We start from the raw sequence: 17363 nt of genomic DNA, 5'->3' as shown, positions 1-17363 counted from the left end.
GTTTTGCACAACCCATTGAAATCCCTCACTCTGACATCGCGAACTGCGGAAGTTGGGCTAGCGTTCGGTGTGTCCGACTATATGGAGAGCTCAGAATACCGAGGAGGTCGCACGAGGTCCGGTATCAAAAGGAGGAGCGCTGAAGATGCATGTCCCGGGTGGCAATGGAAGAGCGTTACACCTGAAGAGCTTCTCGTACACCCGAAGTCATGGTATCAGAAGGTGCGATCCTTGGAGACGTTTATCCGCTCGCATCAATTAAGATAAAACGACTGCGCGAGCAGCACGCACGAAGTGCGGCATTAGAAAATGAGGACACTAAAGGTGTTTTATCCCGTCGCCAAGAACAATCGTACGAGCTCCAGGTCGAGCAAGCTCTGTTTGGAGGCGCCGAGCGGGTTCGAACCGCTGCATCGCAGTTTTGCAGACTGCTCCCTTACCACTTGGGTACGGCGCCTCTGAGAGGCGGCATTATAGTAGCCTGTGTTACCGGAACTCAACACAGAGACCAAACTGATTAACCGTCGAATCAGCTCTCAGCAAGCCTAGCCCATTGGGGCCATGAGTCCTAATTCAAGAAGCCGCGCAAGAAAAGAGGTCACAAGCATCGCTGGCCGAGACGAGATGTCTTACCCTGGTCCGACCACTCCTGAAGCAGGCGCGCGTATCCCGAGGAATGGGTGGACATGGCGCAGAGCGCCACCGCTGCTGAGCAGCAACCCAAACAAAATCAGCATGGCGATGCCGAGGTGATGATAACTCTTCAGCGCTTCCCACCTGGCTGATCCCACGACTTCGTAGTTCAGCACCATCGTGAGCACAATATACACTCCCAGCATGGCGTATCCGGCACTGCTCAATCGGCCACTCACTCTCGCTGCGGCGGCGACGACGACATAGGCCGCCGGGACCATCCAGACAAGATGCTGATCCCAGGTGATGGGAGAGAATAACAAGGCCAAAATCAGGGTGCCTGCACAGTCCCTCGCCCACGTTGGATCTCCTGGCCCTTGGTATGGCCGTCGGCTGGACCAGGCGAACAGACCGAGCAGAGTCAGCCCAATCGCTCCGACGATCGCGTTCGCGGCCGGCGCCGGTAGATCCAACACAGGCTTGTATCCGGGATCCACCTGCCGTAGGCGATGGTCCGGTGGGTACGTGACCAAATACCGCAGCATGGTATGGCGGAGTGAAAGGTTGGCCTTCTGAAGTTCATTCTCTTGGCGGCCATCAAGCTGCCGATCAAACACGGATAACACCGCGTTCCTGGTCCATTCCGTGTGATGATCCCACCAACTCGTGGGGCCCATATACAGAATGGGCAGTACGATCCAGAAAACGGTTGCGAGCACTGTGGATGACGCCAATCGCCACTGCCGTTTCCAAAGAAACAACAGCACGAAAAGCGCGGGAGTGATCTTGAGTACGATGCCGAGTCCGATCAACGTCGCACCCAGCCATTCTTTTCCGACCCATATCGCGTAGACTCCACCGGTTAGGATCCCCAGTAGCATGAGGTGCGGCCCACCGTCGTCGAGATCATTCAAGATGAATTGCAGCGTCAACGCTCCCGCACCCACACCGACCAAGAGCCGACTCCACATAGTGGAATTGGATGTACCGCACAGCATGTGGTGGAACAGCATAATTGTGATGACCAGGAATCCGACCGCGACGACATAACGTAAAGCCAAGCTTGCGTTTCTCTCCAGGAGAAGCAATGGAGCGAAATAAATTCCCGTCGTGGGAAGATACATGTAGCAGTAGTCATTGGCGTACAGGTATTCGCCGGAGATGAAACGCCTTCCGATCTCTCGATGGATGTCGATGTCACGAAAGTGAAACGACCGTCCGAACGAGATGATGTAGCCGTGCACCACGGCCGCAATCAGGAGACCGACCTTCGCGAGCCTTGCAAACAGAGGAGATCTAACGAACTCACTGAGCCAATTACCGGTGGGCTTTGATTCCATGACTCAGAGATAGAAATACATGACCCTGTCAGAGTGCGTCAATCGTTTCTCGGCGAGACGGGCGTGCAGCTTCAGAGAGGCAGCGGAAGCATCGTCGCCGCTGTGAGCGAGGCACCTACTGATGAGGCAAGACCGGGATTTCCCTACCGAGCGTCGAAGAGGGTTCCAATTGAGGTTCCAGCGATTCCCACTCGCTTGAAGGAACAGATGCCGTCGCTTCGCCGTTGCTTTCCGCTTCTTTTTCCTTCGCCAGTAGCTCGACTTCCACAATGAGCGTGTCCATCAATTCTTCCATCGGCACCTTTCGGACAAGCTTGCCTTTCTTGAACAAAATACCCTTGCCCTCACCGCCGGCGATTCCGATGTCGGCTTCTTTTCCTTCCCCAATCCCGTTCACAACACATCCGAGTACAGACACATTCATCGGTGTCTTGATGTGGCTGAGTTTCTTCTCCAGCTCGTTTGCCATTCGGACAACATCGATTTCGACACGCCCACATGTCGGACAGGCGATGACATTGATGCCCCGGTGACGCAATTCGAGCGACTTGAGGATTTCAAACCCGACTTTGACTTCCTCGACCGGGTCAGCAGCCAGTGATACGCGCAACGTGTCTCCGATGCCCTGTGAAAGTAAATACCCGAGGCCGATGGAAGACTTCACCGCCCCGGTCATGGCCGTCCCGGCCTCAGTAATTCCGATATGCAGGGGATAATCCGACTGATGGGCGAAGAGCCAATAGGCGTCGATGGCGTGGTGCACGTCCGAGGCTTTGAGCGACACCTTCAGATTGGTGAAGCCCACATCTTCCAGCGCATGCACGGCATTGAGCGCCGACTCTGCCAGAGCCTCGGGAGAAGGCCAACCATACTTCTCTAACAACGGACGTTCGAGAGACCCTCCGTTGACACCGACTCGAAGAGGAATTCCTCGCTCATTGACGGCCTTGATCACTTCTTCAACTTTCCACCAGGCGCCGATATTGCCTGGATTGATACGGACACAATCGACGATAGGCGCGGCCTTCAAGGCAAGCCGATGATCAAAGTGGATATCTGCGATCAGCGGGACGGCCATTGCCGCCTTGATGCGCGGGAGGGCTCGGGCGGCTTCATCGTCAGGAACGGCCACGCGAATAATTTCGCAGCCGGCTGCTTCGAGTTGGTGAATCTGTGCGATGGTCGCGGCTACATCACGTGTGTCCGTCGAACACATGGATTGCACGGATACCGGGGCATCCCCCCCGACCCTCACATTGCCGACGTGAATCTGCCGAGTTTTTCTTCGGGCGATATGCATGGTATGCTTCGTTGCTGATGCTTCACGAACAACGCGTTACGCTTGACGCACTTCAGCTTCCCTGTTCGTCTCCATGCGGATGGCCGACCAACGCCGCGCCCGCGAACACCGGTTTTTCGGCGGGTGCTTTGCCGATTAATTCCTTCACACTTTGATAGATCCCTTCGGCCGTCAAGCCATACCGTTCCCGCAACAGATCTTGTGGTCCCTGTTCGATGTACCAATCGGGCAAGCCCAGGACCTTCGTCTTCACCTCCGTCACTCCGGCTTCCGAAAGGGTTTCGAGCACGGCAGAACCAAACCCACCGATCTTGCAGCCTTCTTCCACCGTTACAACATAGCGCACCCGCTTCGCCACCTCAACAATCAGATCCTGATCGAGTGGCTTAACGAATCGTCCGTTCACAACTGCTGTGGACACCCCTTCCTTACTGAGCCGTTCGGCTGCTTCAACAGCTTGCCAGACCGAGACACCGATCGCAACGATGGCCACATCCGTCCCATCTTTGAGAAGCTCCCCTTTCCCCACCGGCAAGGCTTGCGGAACCGGGTCCATCTTCACACCGAGACTCACCCCTCGAGGATATCGCACTGAAATCGGCCCGTCGAATTCCAGGCAGGTTTTCACCATATGCTGCAGTTCATTCTCATCTTTAGGAGCCATAACGACCATATTGGGAACATGCCGCAGATAGGCATAGTCGAAGGCCCCATGATGCGTCGTTCCGTCCTCCGCGACGAGCCCCCCTCGATCGATGCAGAAGGCCACCGGAAGATTTTGGGTGGCGACATCATGCACGACTTGATCATAGGCCCGCTGGAGGAAGGTCGCATACATCGCCACGACCGGTTTCATGCCTTGTGCAGCGAGCCCTGCCGCAAACGTCACCGCATGCTGTTCCGCAATACCGACATCGTAGAGTCGGTCCGGGAACTCTTTCTCGAACGCCGTCAATCCCGTGCCCTCGCACATCGCCGCTGTGATCGCCACGATGCGCTTGTCCTCACGAGCCAACTTGACAAGCGTGTCCATCGCGATCGCCGTGTATGAAGGACGCACGGCTTTCTTGGCCGGTGCACCGGTCGACCGAGCGAATGGCGGGCACGCATGGAACCATACCGGATTCTTCATGGCCGGTTCGTAGCCGAGGCCCTTCTTCGTGATGACATGGAGCAGGACCGGCCCTTTCATCTTCAGCACATTCTCGATCGTCGGAAGGAGATGCTCAAAATTGTGGCCGTCGATGGGTCCACTGTATTGAAATCCCAGCTCTTCGAAGAGCAATCCCGGCAGAATCGCGCCTTTGGCGAGCTCTTCGGCTCGCCGGGCGAGCTTCTGCATATCGGAGCCGATGTGAGGAATCTTCCCCAAGAGCTGACCGGTCTCTTCGCGCACTTTCCCATAGAACTCACCCGTGATGGTCCGGCTCAGATAGGCGGAAATAGCCCCGACGTTTTTCGAGATCGACATTTGGTTGTCGTTCAAAATCACGAGAAAATCTTTTCCGAGCCCCCCGGCATGATGCAGTCCTTCCAGCGTCATGCCCGCCGTCATGGCGCCGTCACCGACGACGCAGACGACCTTATGTTTTTCCTTCAACTGGTCTCGGGCTTCGACCATGCCGAAGGCGGCCGACACACCGGTCCCCGCATGGCCGGCGTTGAATGTATCGTACTCACTCTCTTCCCGCTTACAAAACCCGCTCAATCCGCCGTACTGACGGAGTGTGTGGAACTGTTCGCGCCGACCGGTGAGCAGTTTGTGCGTGTATGACTGATTACTGGTGTCCCACACGATTTTATCGGTCGGCGTATCCAGAAGATATTGTAAGGCGACTGTGAGCTCGACGACGCCCAAATTCGAAGCCAGGTGTCCGCCCACATTCGAGACTGCTCCGATAATTTGTTCCCGGATCTCCCGGCACAATGCCGGAAACTTGTCGGGAGACAACCGCTTCAGATCGGCAGGACTATGGATTGTCTTGAGTATGGACATAGATAGTCTCCTTCCTTCGCATCTGTCAGCACCGCAGCCCCTGCATCCGACCAGTCAAAGCCGCTCGTTCGGGTGCCAAATTTCGGCGAGTCTCACACAAGATCCATATGAAGTCAAGCACTTATGAAACATGCCCCGTCTGACCTTTGTTATAAGGCATCAGGATTGTCCCATCGGAGTTGCTACCGTATGATTCGGTCAGTATGGAAAATCCAGCCCCGCAAAAATCGCTCCTCCTTCTTTACTGTATCCATAATCTATCCGTCCCACTACGTTGGGGCGGATGATTCCCCGGAATCCAATACCTGGTGTAATGCGATAGTCCTTGAAGCTGACATCCATGAAAGAGTTGAAAACCTGTCCGGTATCGATGAACGGCGTCAACTCAAAATCCGCCACGACTCCCGCGAGACGCGTTCGCAAGATATGAATTCGTTCCTCAACGCTGAACGCGATCAGTTGCTTGTCGATATATCGGTCCATTCCAAAGCCGCGCAGATTGTTCTGCCCGCCTAACGAGCTCTGCTCATAAAACGGAACGTCCGAGCCGAGCGTGGCTTGCAATTCGCCGTGAACCACCAAAATCGCCCGCTTGGATTCACTCGCGAGCATCTTCGTGATCTGGAGACCGTACCTGGAATACACAGGCTCTGCACCTTTATGAAAATTGAAATTGAGCTCCGCATAGGCCGTGAGCGCCATTCCATCAGTCGGCGTCACCAAATTATTCCGCGTATCGTAGTGAAAGCTGATCCGTTGACCGAGGATCGCCGCCCCATCCATACCAGGATCTTCCGGAAAAACATCTCGGGAAAACGGAAACATGGTAGCTGCTCCCGGCTGGATCTGCTGCATAACTCGTAGCCGCTGACTCACGGCGATCTGCGTCACTTCATTGGCATACACACCGAATCGCCAATTGACCCGTGTCTCGGATGCCGTGTAGTTGGTCTGATCTCCCTTTTCCGTCGACGGGCCTAGCCCAAAATACCGCATAGTGGCATTCTTAAAATTCGTGGCACTGAACTCGACACTATATCGTCCGTTGCTGAAACCCGGATCGACATAGCTCAATAGGAATTTATGTTCGATCTTCTCTGACCAGGACGCAAGGGCTTTGATTTGTTTCCCACCTGGTTCATAACGGAACAGATTGATGGTTCCTCGGAGGCCCACGTATGAGTTATGAATCAGCATCGGAGCGACTAAATACTTTAGATCCCCATCCGCTCCAGTGATGAGAACCGGCATGATTAATCCAAGATCGTTGCCGTCGTTCTTGCTGGTACTGATGGCAGGAATAGGGAAATACTGCACATCCGCATGAGCTCGATCGAGAAGCCCGGGGCAGAACGCCACCCACAGCAGGAGGCTAATACCGGCGGCAGAACGACGCACAAACCTCTTCACCTTCCCGTGGAGAATGTTACGGAGCCGGCGCTCTGAGCTGAATGGATTTCTTGCGCAGCTGATCGACGAGGTCCGAATAGGAAGAAGCACGAAGGATCTTCGTAAACTGGCCGCGATAGTTATTCACCAGACTGACCCCGTCCACGACGACATCATAGACCCGCCAATCATCGGCTTTGTTGATTAAACGATAATCGAGCGGAATCTCCGTCTTTCCCGAAATCACTTTGGTCCTGACTTCCGCGTACTCTTTCTCCGTTCGTTCATGTAAATACTGCACGCCTTCGCCGGAATAGGTTTCGATCCTGTCCGCGTACGAATTTGTCAGCAGCTGCCGAAAGAGGTCGACAAACTCCTGCTTCTGTTCATCAGTCAGCTGGTTCCAGGGAGACCCAAGAGCCCGTCGAGACATTTCTGTATAGTCAAATCGAGCCGACACCACTTGCTCCAGCAGGTGTCGCCGCTCCTCGGCTTTCTCCGGTTGCTGGAGTTCCTTTTCCCGTACGATGCGGAGCACTTCGTCGATCGTCGCCTTCATGGAGTCGGTTGGAGGACCCGCGTACCCGGGTACCGTCACCGCTCCGATGCAAATGACCATCATGAGCACCGCGAACCACGAGCCCCCTCCTCTTCGCCCTCTCCAAGCATTCCTGATCGCTATCATCGCGCCCTCTCTCCTAGGACAACAGACTGGTCTTTTCCGCCACATCCATAGATAGGTCCGGTTAGTTGACCTTCCCGTGGACGTACTGACTCACCAACTCCTCCAAGTCGAGGCCTGATTCCGTGTCACGAATGACGTCGCCCGGCTTCAGCGGATCTCCCCCTCCACCCGGCGAAAGCGCAAGATATTTTTCTCCGATGATTCCTCGGGTCTTGATCGAAGCGATGGTATCGGAATAGAGTTTCGTCCCAGTCTGGACCGCCAGTGATACCATCGCTCGATCCTCTTTCAGACGGATCGTCTTGACCCGACCCACCTCAACACCGGCGACTTCCACAGTTGCTCCGGCTTTCAGCCCTGTGGCTGAATTGAACAGAGCATCCACTTCGTAGACGTCGCCACCGATCAGTTCCAACTTGCCGAGCTTGATCGAGAGATAGCCTAGACAGACAATCCCGACCAGCACAAACACACCGACGATTAATTCGAGCTTACCTTTTTCCACCGAAAGACTCCTCTATGATCCGTCGAACGCCTTCATCATCGGCACCGTCCCACCGACTGAGATGAATTCTCTGATTTCAGAGTCGGTCGTCCGTTGAAATTCAGCCGGCTCTGCCATCGCGGCTATTTTCCCACGTTTTAACATCGCGACATAATCCGAGATCCCGAATATCTCGGGAATCTCATGGCTCACCATCACGGCAGTGAACCCAAACTTCCGCTGCATGCTCGTGATAAGATCGTGAATCGATTTGGCCATCAGCGGATCAAGACCCGTCGTGGGCTCGTCGAACAGCATGATCTCCGGTTGCATCACCAACGCACGTGCCAGGCCGGCGCGTTTCCGCATGCCCCCGCTGAGTTCCGCAGGGAACTTGTGTCCCATCCCGGCCAGACCCACTTGATCCAACTTCTCTTCCACACGGGCGGTCACCTCCTGACCTTTGATCCTGAGCCTTTCTCTAAGGGGGAACGCCACGTTTTCGAAAACAGTCAGTGAATCGAACAGCGCCGCCCCCTGGAACAGCATCGCAAACCGCTTCCGGACCTCGTTGAGCGCATGGCCGCGGAGCCGAGAAATCTCGACCCCATCGACCCACACTTGTCCGGAATCAGGTTGGAGGAGTCCGATCATATGCTTCAGCAGCACACTCTTGCCTTCACCGCTCCGACCGATGATCGTCGTGAGCTTTCCTTTAGGGACAACGAGATCAATGCCCTGCAAGACCAGCTGACCGCCCAACGTTTTCGTGACTCCCTCGAGCTTCAGCATGCTTACAACAGCAACGACGTCAGGAAATAATCCCAGATGAGAATCAAGACCGATGACAACACGACCGCCTCGGTCGTGGCGGTGCCGAGCCCTTCGGCACTCATCTTGGTGTAAAAGCCTTTGTAGCAACAGACCCAGCTTACGATCAGACCGAAACTAATGGATTTGAGAACGCCGCCATAGACGTCTTTCCACTCGACAGCGGCCTCGATGGAATTCCAGTACGAACCGGCGCTGACACCGAGCAGATCCACCCCAACAAGGTGACCACCGTAGATTCCCACCACATCGAAGATCGCGACCAACAACGGCACGCCGATCAAACCGGCGACGAGTTTCGGCGCGATCAGGTATTGGAGCGGGTTGACGGCCATGGTATCGAGCGCGTCGATCTGTTCCGTGATCCGCATAATGCCGATTTCCGCCGTTATAGCGGAACCGGCGCGCGCCGTCACCATGAGTGCAGCCAAAACCGGACCCAACTCGCGAATCATGCTGAGCGCCACCGCGGAACCTAACAGCCCTTCAGAGCCGAACTTTCGCAGCGTGTAGTAACCTTGTAGCGCCAACACCATCCCGGTGAACGCCGCCGTCAACACGACAACAAACGTCGACTTGTAGCCGATGAAGTGGAGTTGCTTGACGAATTGCATGCCCCGCAACGGCGGACGCGCCAACCAGGCGAAGGACGCCGCCACGAAGATCAGCATCCGGCCCATTTCCGCCACAGAGGTAAGAGCCCATCGGCCCACGAGTTCGAGTAGCGTCATGGTCAAGTAGACGAGAAGCCCTTCTTCTGCCGCTCGGTCGCCATCGCCGCCGCATAACTCCGGAAAAAGGCCGTCAAGGCCTCCGCTGCGACCAGACTCTGTCGACGAAGCCGGCCAAGACCCAAGAGGCATGAAGGAGCGGCCACGACGGTACCGATACCTTTGAGCCACCCAGTGGGCCTGAGAAATAGATTGAAGTCAAGCGGAAGATCTTCGTCCAGAAGATCCGAAACGGATCGGATGATCACAAAGGGAACCTGCGCCCGTTGGGCTTGAGCAGCCAAGGCTGAACTTTCCATATCGAGGCCGATGGCCTGAGTGCTAAGCGCAAACCCTCGCTTGTCCCGAGCACTGCCGATCACGCGATCAGTCGAGACAAACCGCCCGAGATGCGCGGAGGGCACCATGGCATCCACAAACGCCAAGACAAGATTGCGTTCATCGCCCGGCACTTCGATCGCCCGTGATGGCGCTTCGCTGCACTCTCCCCTATGCACCACTTCGCGGCCTACCAACAACGCTCCAATATCAGCCGAAATGAGTGCACAGGCAAATCCCGTTGATATCACGAGACTGAAGGATTGGCCGGCAAGTAGTTGAGCGGCGCTTCGCTGTGCCTTCTCCTGACCTACGCCGGTCTGCGCAAGCCAATATTCCCTGTCCACGATGGTGTGTACGGGAACGGAGAGCCCACCGATTCGTCGTTGAACACCGGAAGGGAAGGCCGACTGAATCGCGCCCATCTCCCATGGAGTGGCGGCAAAGATCGCAATTCGCTTAAGCGGCACGGCTCCCGATGCTAGCGAGGAAAAAGAACCGGCGGGCGTCAATGCTTGGACCGGTAAAAGTCAGTTCCTTGAATGTGATGTCGAAGTTCGTCTGCCCGCATCTTCCCACGAGAACGGAGATTACGGTACATCGCCAGAGCCCACAGCGGGAAATACTGACAATACCAATGATACCGAAGATAAAACACGCGCGGAAATCCCGTGCCGGTATGAGCAATTTCTTCCCATGATCCATCCTTCATTTGACGGCGAAGGAGGAATTGCACTCCCCGCGCGACACTGAAGGAATCAATCGCTCCGGCCGACATCAGGGCCATCAACGCCCATGCTGTTTGCGAGGGCGTGCTCTTCCCCGTACCGTGATGCTCCAGACCGTCCGTATAGGAGAGACAGGACTCACCCCACCCACCGTCAGGATTCTGTTTCGATTCCAGCCAAGCAACCGCCCGGCGAATAGAAGGCGTCGAGAGATCTTCACCGATGGCTCTCAACCCAGCCAAGACAGACCAAGTCCCATAAATGTAATTGATTCCCCACCGTCCATACCAACTGCCGTCTTCCTCCTGCTCTTTCCTCAGAAAAGCCAAGGCCGGTCCGGCGGCTGGATGGCTCTTGTCGTATCCTAATGCGCCGAGCATCTCCAGACATCGCCCGGCTAAATCGGAGGTACTGGGGTCCAACAACGCCTTGTGGTCCGCGAACGGAATATAATTAAAGACAACGCGATTGTTGTCTTTATCATAGGCGCCCCAGCCGCCGTCGGAGCCCTGCATCGCCAGCACCCATCGCATGCCACGACGAATGGAATCGTTCAGTCCCCCTTCCTGGCCCGGGATCTTCACTTTCGACAGCGCCATGATGACCACGGCAGAATCGTCAACATCCGGGTACAATTCGTTCTCAAACTGAAAGTACCACCCGCCCGGTTCCGCGTTTGGCGAGGAGATAATCCAATCCCCCACGACCTTGGTTTGCCTGGACATGAGATACCTGCCCGCCTTTTGGAGCGCAGGATGCTCCTGAGACACCCCCGCCTCGACCAGAGCGTTCACGAGCAACGCTGTGTCCCAAACAGGAGAAAAACAGGGCTGGAGATGAAGGGTGGGGACGACTTCACCGTCGATCATCGCGGAATCGTAGACCTCCAATTCTTCGATCTCGCGAAGTGCCTTGACGACCAGTGGGTCATCAGCGTCGTACCCTAAGCATTCAAGCGCCATGATGGAGTTCGCCATCGCCGGATAAATGGCACCGAGTCCCCCGGACCCTTTGAGATGATCCACCATCCAACAAGTTGCTTTATGCAACGCCTTTTCTCGTAACACCCGCATGGGCATCCGGTCATACAGTTTCAACATCGCATCCAATGCCACGAAGAAGTTATGCGGAGTGAACCAGGCCTGATCCTTATTGAATGGAGGGTATTTCCAATAGCGAACCTCTGCGCGCGGATTGGGGTACAACTCGTCAATGCCTTGTTCGCGCGGGATCCGACAGACCGGTCGGTGCGCGAATACAATGAGCAAAGGAATCAGCACGGCCCGCGACCAATAGGAGATCGCATAGATACTGAAGTAGAACTTCTTCGGCAACAACATCAGTTCGACCGGCATATGGGGAACGCCTTCCCAATCGTACTGATCGAATAGGGCCAGCGTGATTTTCGTAAACACGTTGGCCTGTAGGACGCCGCCCATCGCCAGAATCCGTTCTTTGGCCCGAACCATAAACGGTTCATCCGCCGACACCCCACTCAACTTGAGAGCAAAATATGCCTTGACCGATGCGCTGATCTCCGCCGGGCCACCATAGTAGATCGGCCATCCGCCGTCGGGGAGTTGCATCGCCTTGAGGTATCGGACAGCCTTCACCTCTCGATCAGGATCAACCCGATCGAGAAATCGGCGCAGCATCAAGTACTCGGAGGTCAGAGTGGTGTCTGCTTCCAGCTCAGCAACCCAGTACCCTTCGGCATGTTGGCGGCTGAAGAACCATGATTGACTCCGCCTGATCGCGTCATCCACGGCATCGGGTTGACTGACGGCATGGCCGATGGGCCGACGAGCGACGGAGGAAGAATCCAACGAAGGCAGAACAACAGGCTTATCCGAAACCAATCGAAGCGGAGCGACAGGGGTAAACTCCGTCGCGGGATCGAGTCGTCCCTGAACGGTCGAGAGCAGACTGTCAGAGAGTCGGTTGAATAGCGCCTTAATGATATTCATGAATCTTTACGGCTTGCGCGACAGCACTGAGAGGGGCGAAAAATCGACAACTGGCCATAGTCTCCCTGGGTACACCTCTCCAACACTCCCTCGTATATACGGAAGGCTTATAACAAACGATTGGAGGCGAGTCAAGCGAAGGAGCTGGGAAGTGCCTGAAGTATATATATATTTTATCGGTGTATGCGATGAAGAACATCGCCTCGACAACATCCTAAACTGGAGGTCGAGACGTTCCTCTGTCTCGCGATGACTTGTAACAGTTGACCCAGCTCATCATGGATCTATCGGAGGAGGCCGATCGGCAGACGCCAAGACGGACACAGCCGCACAAAGCGACAGAACTCTTGGGGACCCATCTGCTTCATCGTGGGCCTTCCCGCTCCGTATGATTCATTGCACATCCATCAAAATTCCCTTACCCCATGCGGAGCATTCGCTCGCTCTTTCAAAAGGCTTCCGCCCCTTAGAAAGCGACTCTTTCTTTCCATTGCATACAAATACGCGCATAATCACCATGTCGAAAATGAGATTGAGACTACACAAGGCAACAGAAATACACGTCCGGACGGGGAAGAGGCACGCAGTCTGAAGGGGTAAGGGATTTGAGGCTAGATTGGGGGCTGGTTACCGCATCAAGAGGACAACGAGTGCGATGAAGCTCCACAGAGTAACAGCGAGACGCAGCCCATTGCCGATACCTCTGGCAGGCCCCAACGGATCATCATCCAGCTCCTCCTGCAGACCGTCCTGCATCACTCGTAACCGCCCCTCCTCGACTTTGCTGCTGGGCATGAGCAGCGCTTCCAAGGTCACTTGTGCTAGGGCGAGATTTGCGACCGACTGAGGATGTGTTCCTCTGCCCGGGACTTGCGAAAGTGCCATGATCGCATCCTCCTCGATACAGGGTGTGAAGCGGCCTTCACACCCTGTAGAGCAACAACGATACCGTGGATCATTCCCTTCTGATAGCAAAACTCCTTTCTAGTCCAGACCCCATAATTCCCCGATTAGGTCGCGGGTAGGAACACAAGTCATTGATGAATACCGCTTCCTTTCACTAGGAACATCCACGGTCCAGTAGAAATAGGCAGTTCGCGGGTCTACTCATCAACAGCGCTTTCCCGATTGTCGAAACATTTTTTGGCACGGACTCGGACCACTTTTGCACAGTGATGGATCAAATGGTTTACGCGAATCGGCAGCGCGGAGAGAAAAAATGCCGCGTCGGTACTCGAAAGAAGTTGGTCGTCAAACCTGTTCCCTGATAGAAACCTTCGGCAAGGCTTGCTGCCTCGCGTCTCCCGTGCGAAACTGTCATTCATGACGGCATCGGCTTCGTACACACATCTCCGATCGCGGCTCCAGCTCGCCTTGGCTATCAATGCCGTGATCATTGCGGCTGAGTTTGTCGGCGGCTGGCTACTCAATAGCATCGGTCTCATGAGCGATGCAGGCCATAACCTCGTCGATCAAGGGTCGCTCTTCCTCGCCCTCTATGCCTATCTCCTCACCGCCCGGCCAGCATCGGAAACTCGGACTTTTGGTTACCATCGCGCCGGCATCATCGCGGCGTTTCTCAACAGTTTCATCCTCCTGTTGACTGCATGCGGCATCGCGCTCGTCGGCGTAAAAAGACTCCTGCAACCGGTTCCCATCGACGGTGAATGGGTGATGGCTGTCGCAGCCGTCAGTTTCGTGGCCAATCTTGGGATTGCTCTGCTGCTCCAGCACGGAGCGGAAGACGATCTGAACATTCGGAGCGCATTCTGGCACATGGTCGGAGACGCCTGGGTGTCGCTCGGCGTCATTGTCAGCGGTGCGGCCATTTTCCTGACAGGTTGGACGGTCCTGGATCCGCTCGTGAGCTTGCTGGTGGTGGGCGCGATCGTCCGAGGAGCTTGGCCGATCTTCAAAGAATCGATGGAGGTCTTATTGGAATCGACACCGCCGGGCATCAGTGCATCCCATGTCGCAGCCACGATGGAAGCCATCCCCGGCGTCAAGAACGTGCATGATCTGCACATTTGGGCGGTCGAGCCCCGGCTGGTTATGCTGACCAGCCACGTCATGATCGAACATCATCGCACCCCGCTGGAATTGCTACAGTTGATCCAAAACCGGATCACGACGGATTTCGGCATCAAACACATGACCATTCAACTGGAAACCGAGTGCTGCGATCCCGACGACATCCACTGCGACCTTCGGAAGCTGACCGGACACCACCACGAAACACAGACCTTCGCGCACCATCATTGACCCATTCTGATTGCTTCCAGACATCGCCGCTGAAATCAAAATAGTACGAAAGGCCCGCCACCAGTGACGGAGGTGGTCGATAGTGCGGCTGTTATGGCCGAACATACCGCTGAAGCAAATCCGCAACAAAGGTCTCGACCGCTCTGGCGTTCGAAAGGGCATCGACGGCATCCTCTCGGGAAAACAGCTCCGCAGCAGACTGTTCCTCAGACCCATAAAAGGCGTCCTCTCGCGCATCGGCCAATTCATCAGCAATGCGCACGATATCACGAAGCCGTTCTGCAGGAACGACCTGAGACACAGCCGACTCTACGAGCACGCGGCCTACCCGATGAGCTTTCGGGTATTCAATCCCCGCCACCCGCAGCAGCCCTTTCAGCGCCATTTCGACGGACTCCTGGCATTTTCTGACGGTGCGATGGAAGTGGCCTCGTTCCAGGGACGCATCCGCTTCGGCGAGAATGACGCGAGCATCCTCGATTTAGGCGCGTCCGAACTCGCGGTTCGTCATAACTCGATCACCTCGCCGAACCGCAGCCCCGGTTTCAACAACCAATAGTAGCTGCCGTCGTCGAGAACGATCTTTTGAGAGCCCAACGTCTTCATCCGCGCGCGGAGCTGATCCAGCTTTGTCCTGACGGTCCCGTCGTCATGGAGCACCACCGCATCCTCCACCAGATCCAGGAAGATCGGCTTGGTCTTCTGAAACTCTTCAGGGGTGTAGAGAATGGCCGCTATATCCGGCATATACCCGCGTCGAGTCAGTTCCTCGTATGCGGCGCCCTGTCGGAGTCGTTCCAACACCGGACTTAAAAGCTGATGACGCCGATACCGGCTCACCGGCAACTCGCGGATGACCACGCACACATCCACGTCGCTGTCCGGACGTGCGGTTCCCCGCGCCACCGAACCGAACACCAGCAGAGACCGCACCCGCTCGCCGAATTCCTCCCGCAACAACCGAAGAAACTCCTGCATCAGTGGCTCATACTCCCGCTGCATCGCTTCTCCTTTCGTTTCTCTCACGATCCGCCGCAGCGTAGCCGGTTGTTCCCGATGCCTGCATTGTAGCGGATGCGCGAGGGGATGAACAGAACAGACGCGAGGCTGGTGAGACGCACAAGTTGAGTCGGATGCGTAGGGGTGCGTCCTACATCGAGCGTTGCTTACCAGACAAAGATGTTCGACCCTTTTGCTAGAGGCGAATTGTGGAGAGAGAGTATGTTGAGAAACGCCTGGTAGCGAGATTTGGAACAAAAGCCGGGATCGGTCGAGAAGAAAAGGAAACGCTGGTCGCGAGAAGCGTTTTCCTATAGCAACCCAAGGAACTCCTCCACCGTGAGATCGGCCTGACGAATAATCGCACGAAGCGTCCCTCGGTCCAGCTCTTTATGGTCAGGGACAACGAGTTGGCCGAACGGTTGATCGCGCCGAAGAATCACATGGCTGCCTTCCTGTCGCCGGACTGTGAACCTCGCCCGCTCCAGCGCCTTAATACAGGCTCGCCCCGAGATACTCGGCAGTTTGCTCATACCGCTATCAGCACCGCATCAAAGCGCTCTTCAGGTACGGCGAGCTTGTCTTCCTCTAACGCAGCAACGTAACCACGAATGGCCTCACGGATGTTTGTTACAGCATCCTCCTTGGTCCTCCCTTGGCTTAAGCAGCCAGGCAGACTTGGACACTCGGCCACCCAATAGTCATCCTCCCCACGATAAATGATGACCTGTCTCACGATTCACCTCCCTCGCGAACATAGCCTATGTCCATGTACCGCAACTTTACCATCATTGCAACAATAACCAGCAGGCGCTCAGCGTACCCCTCAACTCGCCACCGCCGGAGCCAGCGCCTCGTGCAGCACGGCTTCGAGGAGGCGGCGGCTGTCGGTGTGGGTCGTGGTGAGCTGCGCTTCGAGCTTGTCGCAGATTGCCATCAGTTCATCGACCTTGGCGACGATGCGGTGCTGTTCGGCGAGGGGTGGAAGGGGCAACGGGAGTTGGGCAAAGTCTGAATCGTTTATCGCGGGATAGGCCGCGCATCTTGCCCTCGACACACTCAACCATGAACGGACTTCGCAGTGCGATCCAAAGATATTTTGAGAGCACCAAACCAAATCCGTTGAGGAGCACAAACGCGGTGCTTGCGATAGGCGACGGAATAATGTCGTTCTCAATGACTGCGATGTTCAGAAGATAAGGTCTGACGCAGAAGTATAGGACATCGCCTGTCCTCACCACTTTACGTGCTCGGCTGGGGGCATCGCTTGCTGACAGTATCTTCGGGTCGGCAATGCAACCGACCTCCTTGTTAATCGCAGTCACGTCGATGTAAGTGAAGTTATTGTCAGGCAAATGAAATCTCGTCGTCTTCAACTCTCGGAAAAGGCTTTTCCTTCCTGAGTTCCTTGGTCTTCACTAACCGTTCCTTCTCCACTTGAATATTCTTCAGCAGTTCTGACACCGGTTCGTCCCTCGGATCTTGCTCAACAAGCTTGCCCCGCACAGCGAGATCGAGGATGAATCGGCGCAGGCGCGGGATGGCGTCTTACGAGGCGCCCAACGCTTCGCTGCACACAATCTTTGGTGTGGGGTGAGGGAGGGAGCGAGGAACCTTGGCGATCCATCCAAGATCTCATGTTCTGTTGGGTGAAGTGATTTGCCAGCGTCCTCAAAAGACTCTCGCCGGTTACGCCGTTG

Annotated in this window: 17 protein-coding genes and 1 tRNA gene; 1 reads left to right on the top strand and 17 read right to left on the bottom strand. The window is 55.6% G+C overall.

Features of this window, described 5'->3' with window-relative positions; all coding sequences use genetic code 11:
• Positions 1–382: 382 nt before the first annotated feature.
• The 12 genes from P0119_18040 to P0119_17985 form a co-directional block, all read right to left on the bottom strand.
• Positions 383–457, bottom strand: a tRNA-Cys gene (locus P0119_18040).
• Positions 458–629: 172 nt separating this feature from the next.
• Positions 630–1973: a glycosyltransferase 87 family protein gene (locus P0119_18035; GenBank protein ID MDF0667947.1), complete on the bottom strand. Its 1344-nt coding sequence runs from the start codon at positions 1971–1973 to the stop codon at positions 630–632.
• Positions 1974–2088: 115 nt separating this feature from the next.
• Positions 2089–3273, bottom strand: coding sequence for a flavodoxin-dependent (E)-4-hydroxy-3-methylbut-2-enyl-diphosphate synthase (gene ispG / locus P0119_18030; GenBank protein MDF0667946.1), 1185 nt, complete (start codon positions 3271–3273; stop codon positions 2089–2091).
• 52 nt (positions 3274–3325) lie between these two features.
• Positions 3326–5269, bottom strand: coding sequence for a 1-deoxy-D-xylulose-5-phosphate synthase (gene dxs / locus P0119_18025; GenBank protein MDF0667945.1), 1944 nt, complete (start codon positions 5267–5269; stop codon positions 3326–3328).
• Positions 5270–5467: 198 nt separating this feature from the next.
• On the bottom strand, positions 5468–6667 hold the full coding sequence (locus P0119_18020) for a BamA/TamA family outer membrane protein (protein ID MDF0667944.1): 1200 nt from the start codon (positions 6665–6667) through the stop codon (positions 5468–5470).
• Between the two features lie 28 nt (positions 6668–6695).
• On the bottom strand, positions 6696–7280 hold the full coding sequence (locus P0119_18015) for an ABC transporter substrate-binding protein (GenBank protein MDF0667943.1): 585 nt from the start codon (positions 7278–7280) through the stop codon (positions 6696–6698).
• A 124-nt stretch (positions 7281–7404) separates the two neighbouring features.
• Entirely contained in the window at positions 7405–7848 is a 444-nt protein-coding gene (gene mlaD / locus P0119_18010) for an outer membrane lipid asymmetry maintenance protein MlaD (GenBank protein ID MDF0667942.1), read from the bottom strand.
• 12 nt (positions 7849–7860) lie between these two features.
• Complete coding sequence (locus P0119_18005) at positions 7861–8619, bottom strand: ABC transporter ATP-binding protein (GenBank protein MDF0667941.1); 759 nt, start codon at positions 8617–8619, stop codon at positions 7861–7863.
• A gap of 2 nt (positions 8620–8621) precedes the next feature.
• A complete protein-coding gene (locus P0119_18000; protein ID MDF0667940.1) occupies positions 8622–9389 on the bottom strand; it encodes an MlaE family lipid ABC transporter permease subunit in 768 nt (255 codons plus the stop codon).
• A 2-nt stretch (positions 9390–9391) separates the two neighbouring features.
• Positions 9392–10177 (bottom strand): hypothetical protein, encoded by a 786-nt coding sequence (locus P0119_17995; GenBank protein ID MDF0667939.1) that lies wholly within the window; start codon positions 10175–10177, stop codon positions 9392–9394.
• 38 nt (positions 10178–10215) lie between these two features.
• Complete coding sequence (shc, locus tag P0119_17990) at positions 10216–12402, bottom strand: squalene--hopene cyclase (GenBank protein ID MDF0667938.1); 2187 nt, start codon at positions 12400–12402, stop codon at positions 10216–10218.
• A 627-nt stretch (positions 12403–13029) separates the two neighbouring features.
• A complete protein-coding gene (locus P0119_17985) occupies positions 13030–13287 on the bottom strand; it encodes a hypothetical protein (GenBank protein MDF0667937.1) in 258 nt (85 codons plus the stop codon).
• 438 nt (positions 13288–13725) lie between these two features.
• On the opposite strand from P0119_17985, the gene P0119_17980 reads away from it, so the two are divergent.
• Positions 13726–14664 carry a cation diffusion facilitator family transporter gene (locus P0119_17980; GenBank protein MDF0667936.1) on the top strand — a complete coding sequence of 313 codons (939 nt, stop codon included), beginning with the start codon at positions 13726–13728 and terminating at the stop codon, positions 14662–14664.
• A 91-nt stretch (positions 14665–14755) separates the two neighbouring features.
• Here P0119_17980 and P0119_17975 read toward each other — a convergent pair whose 3' ends face one another.
• From P0119_17975 to P0119_17955, 5 genes are all read right to left on the bottom strand, one after another.
• Complete coding sequence (locus P0119_17975; protein MDF0667935.1) at positions 14756–15127, bottom strand: HEPN domain-containing protein; 372 nt, start codon at positions 15125–15127, stop codon at positions 14756–14758.
• A gap of 44 nt (positions 15128–15171) precedes the next feature.
• Positions 15172–15666: a nucleotidyltransferase domain-containing protein gene (locus P0119_17970; protein ID MDF0667934.1), complete on the bottom strand. Its 495-nt coding sequence runs from the start codon at positions 15664–15666 to the stop codon at positions 15172–15174.
• Between the two features lie 308 nt (positions 15667–15974).
• Entirely contained in the window at positions 15975–16196 is a 222-nt protein-coding gene (locus tag P0119_17965) for a type II toxin-antitoxin system HicA family toxin (GenBank protein MDF0667933.1), read from the bottom strand.
• Entirely contained in the window at positions 16193–16399 is a 207-nt protein-coding gene (locus tag P0119_17960) for a type II toxin-antitoxin system HicB family antitoxin (protein ID MDF0667932.1), read from the bottom strand. The genes P0119_17965 and P0119_17960 overlap by 4 nt, the downstream gene beginning before the upstream one ends.
• A 90-nt stretch (positions 16400–16489) precedes the next feature.
• Complete coding sequence (locus P0119_17955; protein MDF0667931.1) at positions 16490–16720, bottom strand: restriction endonuclease subunit S; 231 nt, start codon at positions 16718–16720, stop codon at positions 16490–16492.
• Between the last annotated feature and the right edge of the window lie 643 nt (positions 16721–17363).

The organism is Nitrospira sp. (genome assembly GCA_029194665.1).
GTDB lineage: Bacteria > Nitrospirota > Nitrospiria > Nitrospirales > Nitrospiraceae > Nitrospira_D.
Note: the sequence above shows the minus strand (reverse complement) of the source record. Positions and strands in the feature narration are given on the sequence as shown.

What these genes read in the sequence shown, in the direction of transcription:
- P0119_18035 (MDF0667947.1), bottom strand. Translation starts at nt 1,973, where the DNA reads ATGGAATCAAAGCCCACCGGTAATTGGCTCAGTGAGTTCGTTAGATCT.
- ispG (MDF0667946.1), bottom strand. Translation starts at nt 3,273, where the DNA reads ATGCATATCGCCCGAAGAAAAACTCGGCAGATTCACGTCGGCAATGTG.
- dxs (MDF0667945.1), bottom strand. Translation starts at nt 5,269, where the DNA reads ATGTCCATACTCAAGACAATCCATAGTCCTGCCGATCTGAAGCGGTTG.
- P0119_18015 (MDF0667943.1), bottom strand. Translation starts at nt 7,280, where the DNA reads ATGATGGTCATTTGCATCGGAGCGGTGACGGTACCCGGGTACGCGGGT.
- P0119_18005 (MDF0667941.1), bottom strand. Translation starts at nt 8,619, where the DNA reads ATGCTGAAGCTCGAGGGAGTCACGAAAACGTTGGGCGGTCAGCTGGTC.
- P0119_18000 (MDF0667940.1), bottom strand. Translation starts at nt 9,389, where the DNA reads ATGACGCTACTCGAACTCGTGGGCCGATGGGCTCTTACCTCTGTGGCG.
- shc (MDF0667938.1), bottom strand. Translation starts at nt 12,402, where the DNA reads ATGAATATCATTAAGGCGCTATTCAACCGACTCTCTGACAGTCTGCTC.
- P0119_17985 (MDF0667937.1), bottom strand. Translation starts at nt 13,287, where the DNA reads ATGGCACTTTCGCAAGTCCCGGGCAGAGGAACACATCCTCAGTCGGTC.
- P0119_17980 (MDF0667936.1), top strand. Translation starts at nt 13,726, where the DNA reads ATGACGGCATCGGCTTCGTACACACATCTCCGATCGCGGCTCCAGCTC.
- P0119_17970 (MDF0667934.1), bottom strand. Translation starts at nt 15,666, where the DNA reads ATGCAGCGGGAGTATGAGCCACTGATGCAGGAGTTTCTTCGGTTGTTG.
- P0119_17965 (MDF0667933.1), bottom strand. Translation starts at nt 16,196, where the DNA reads ATGAGCAAACTGCCGAGTATCTCGGGGCGAGCCTGTATTAAGGCGCTG.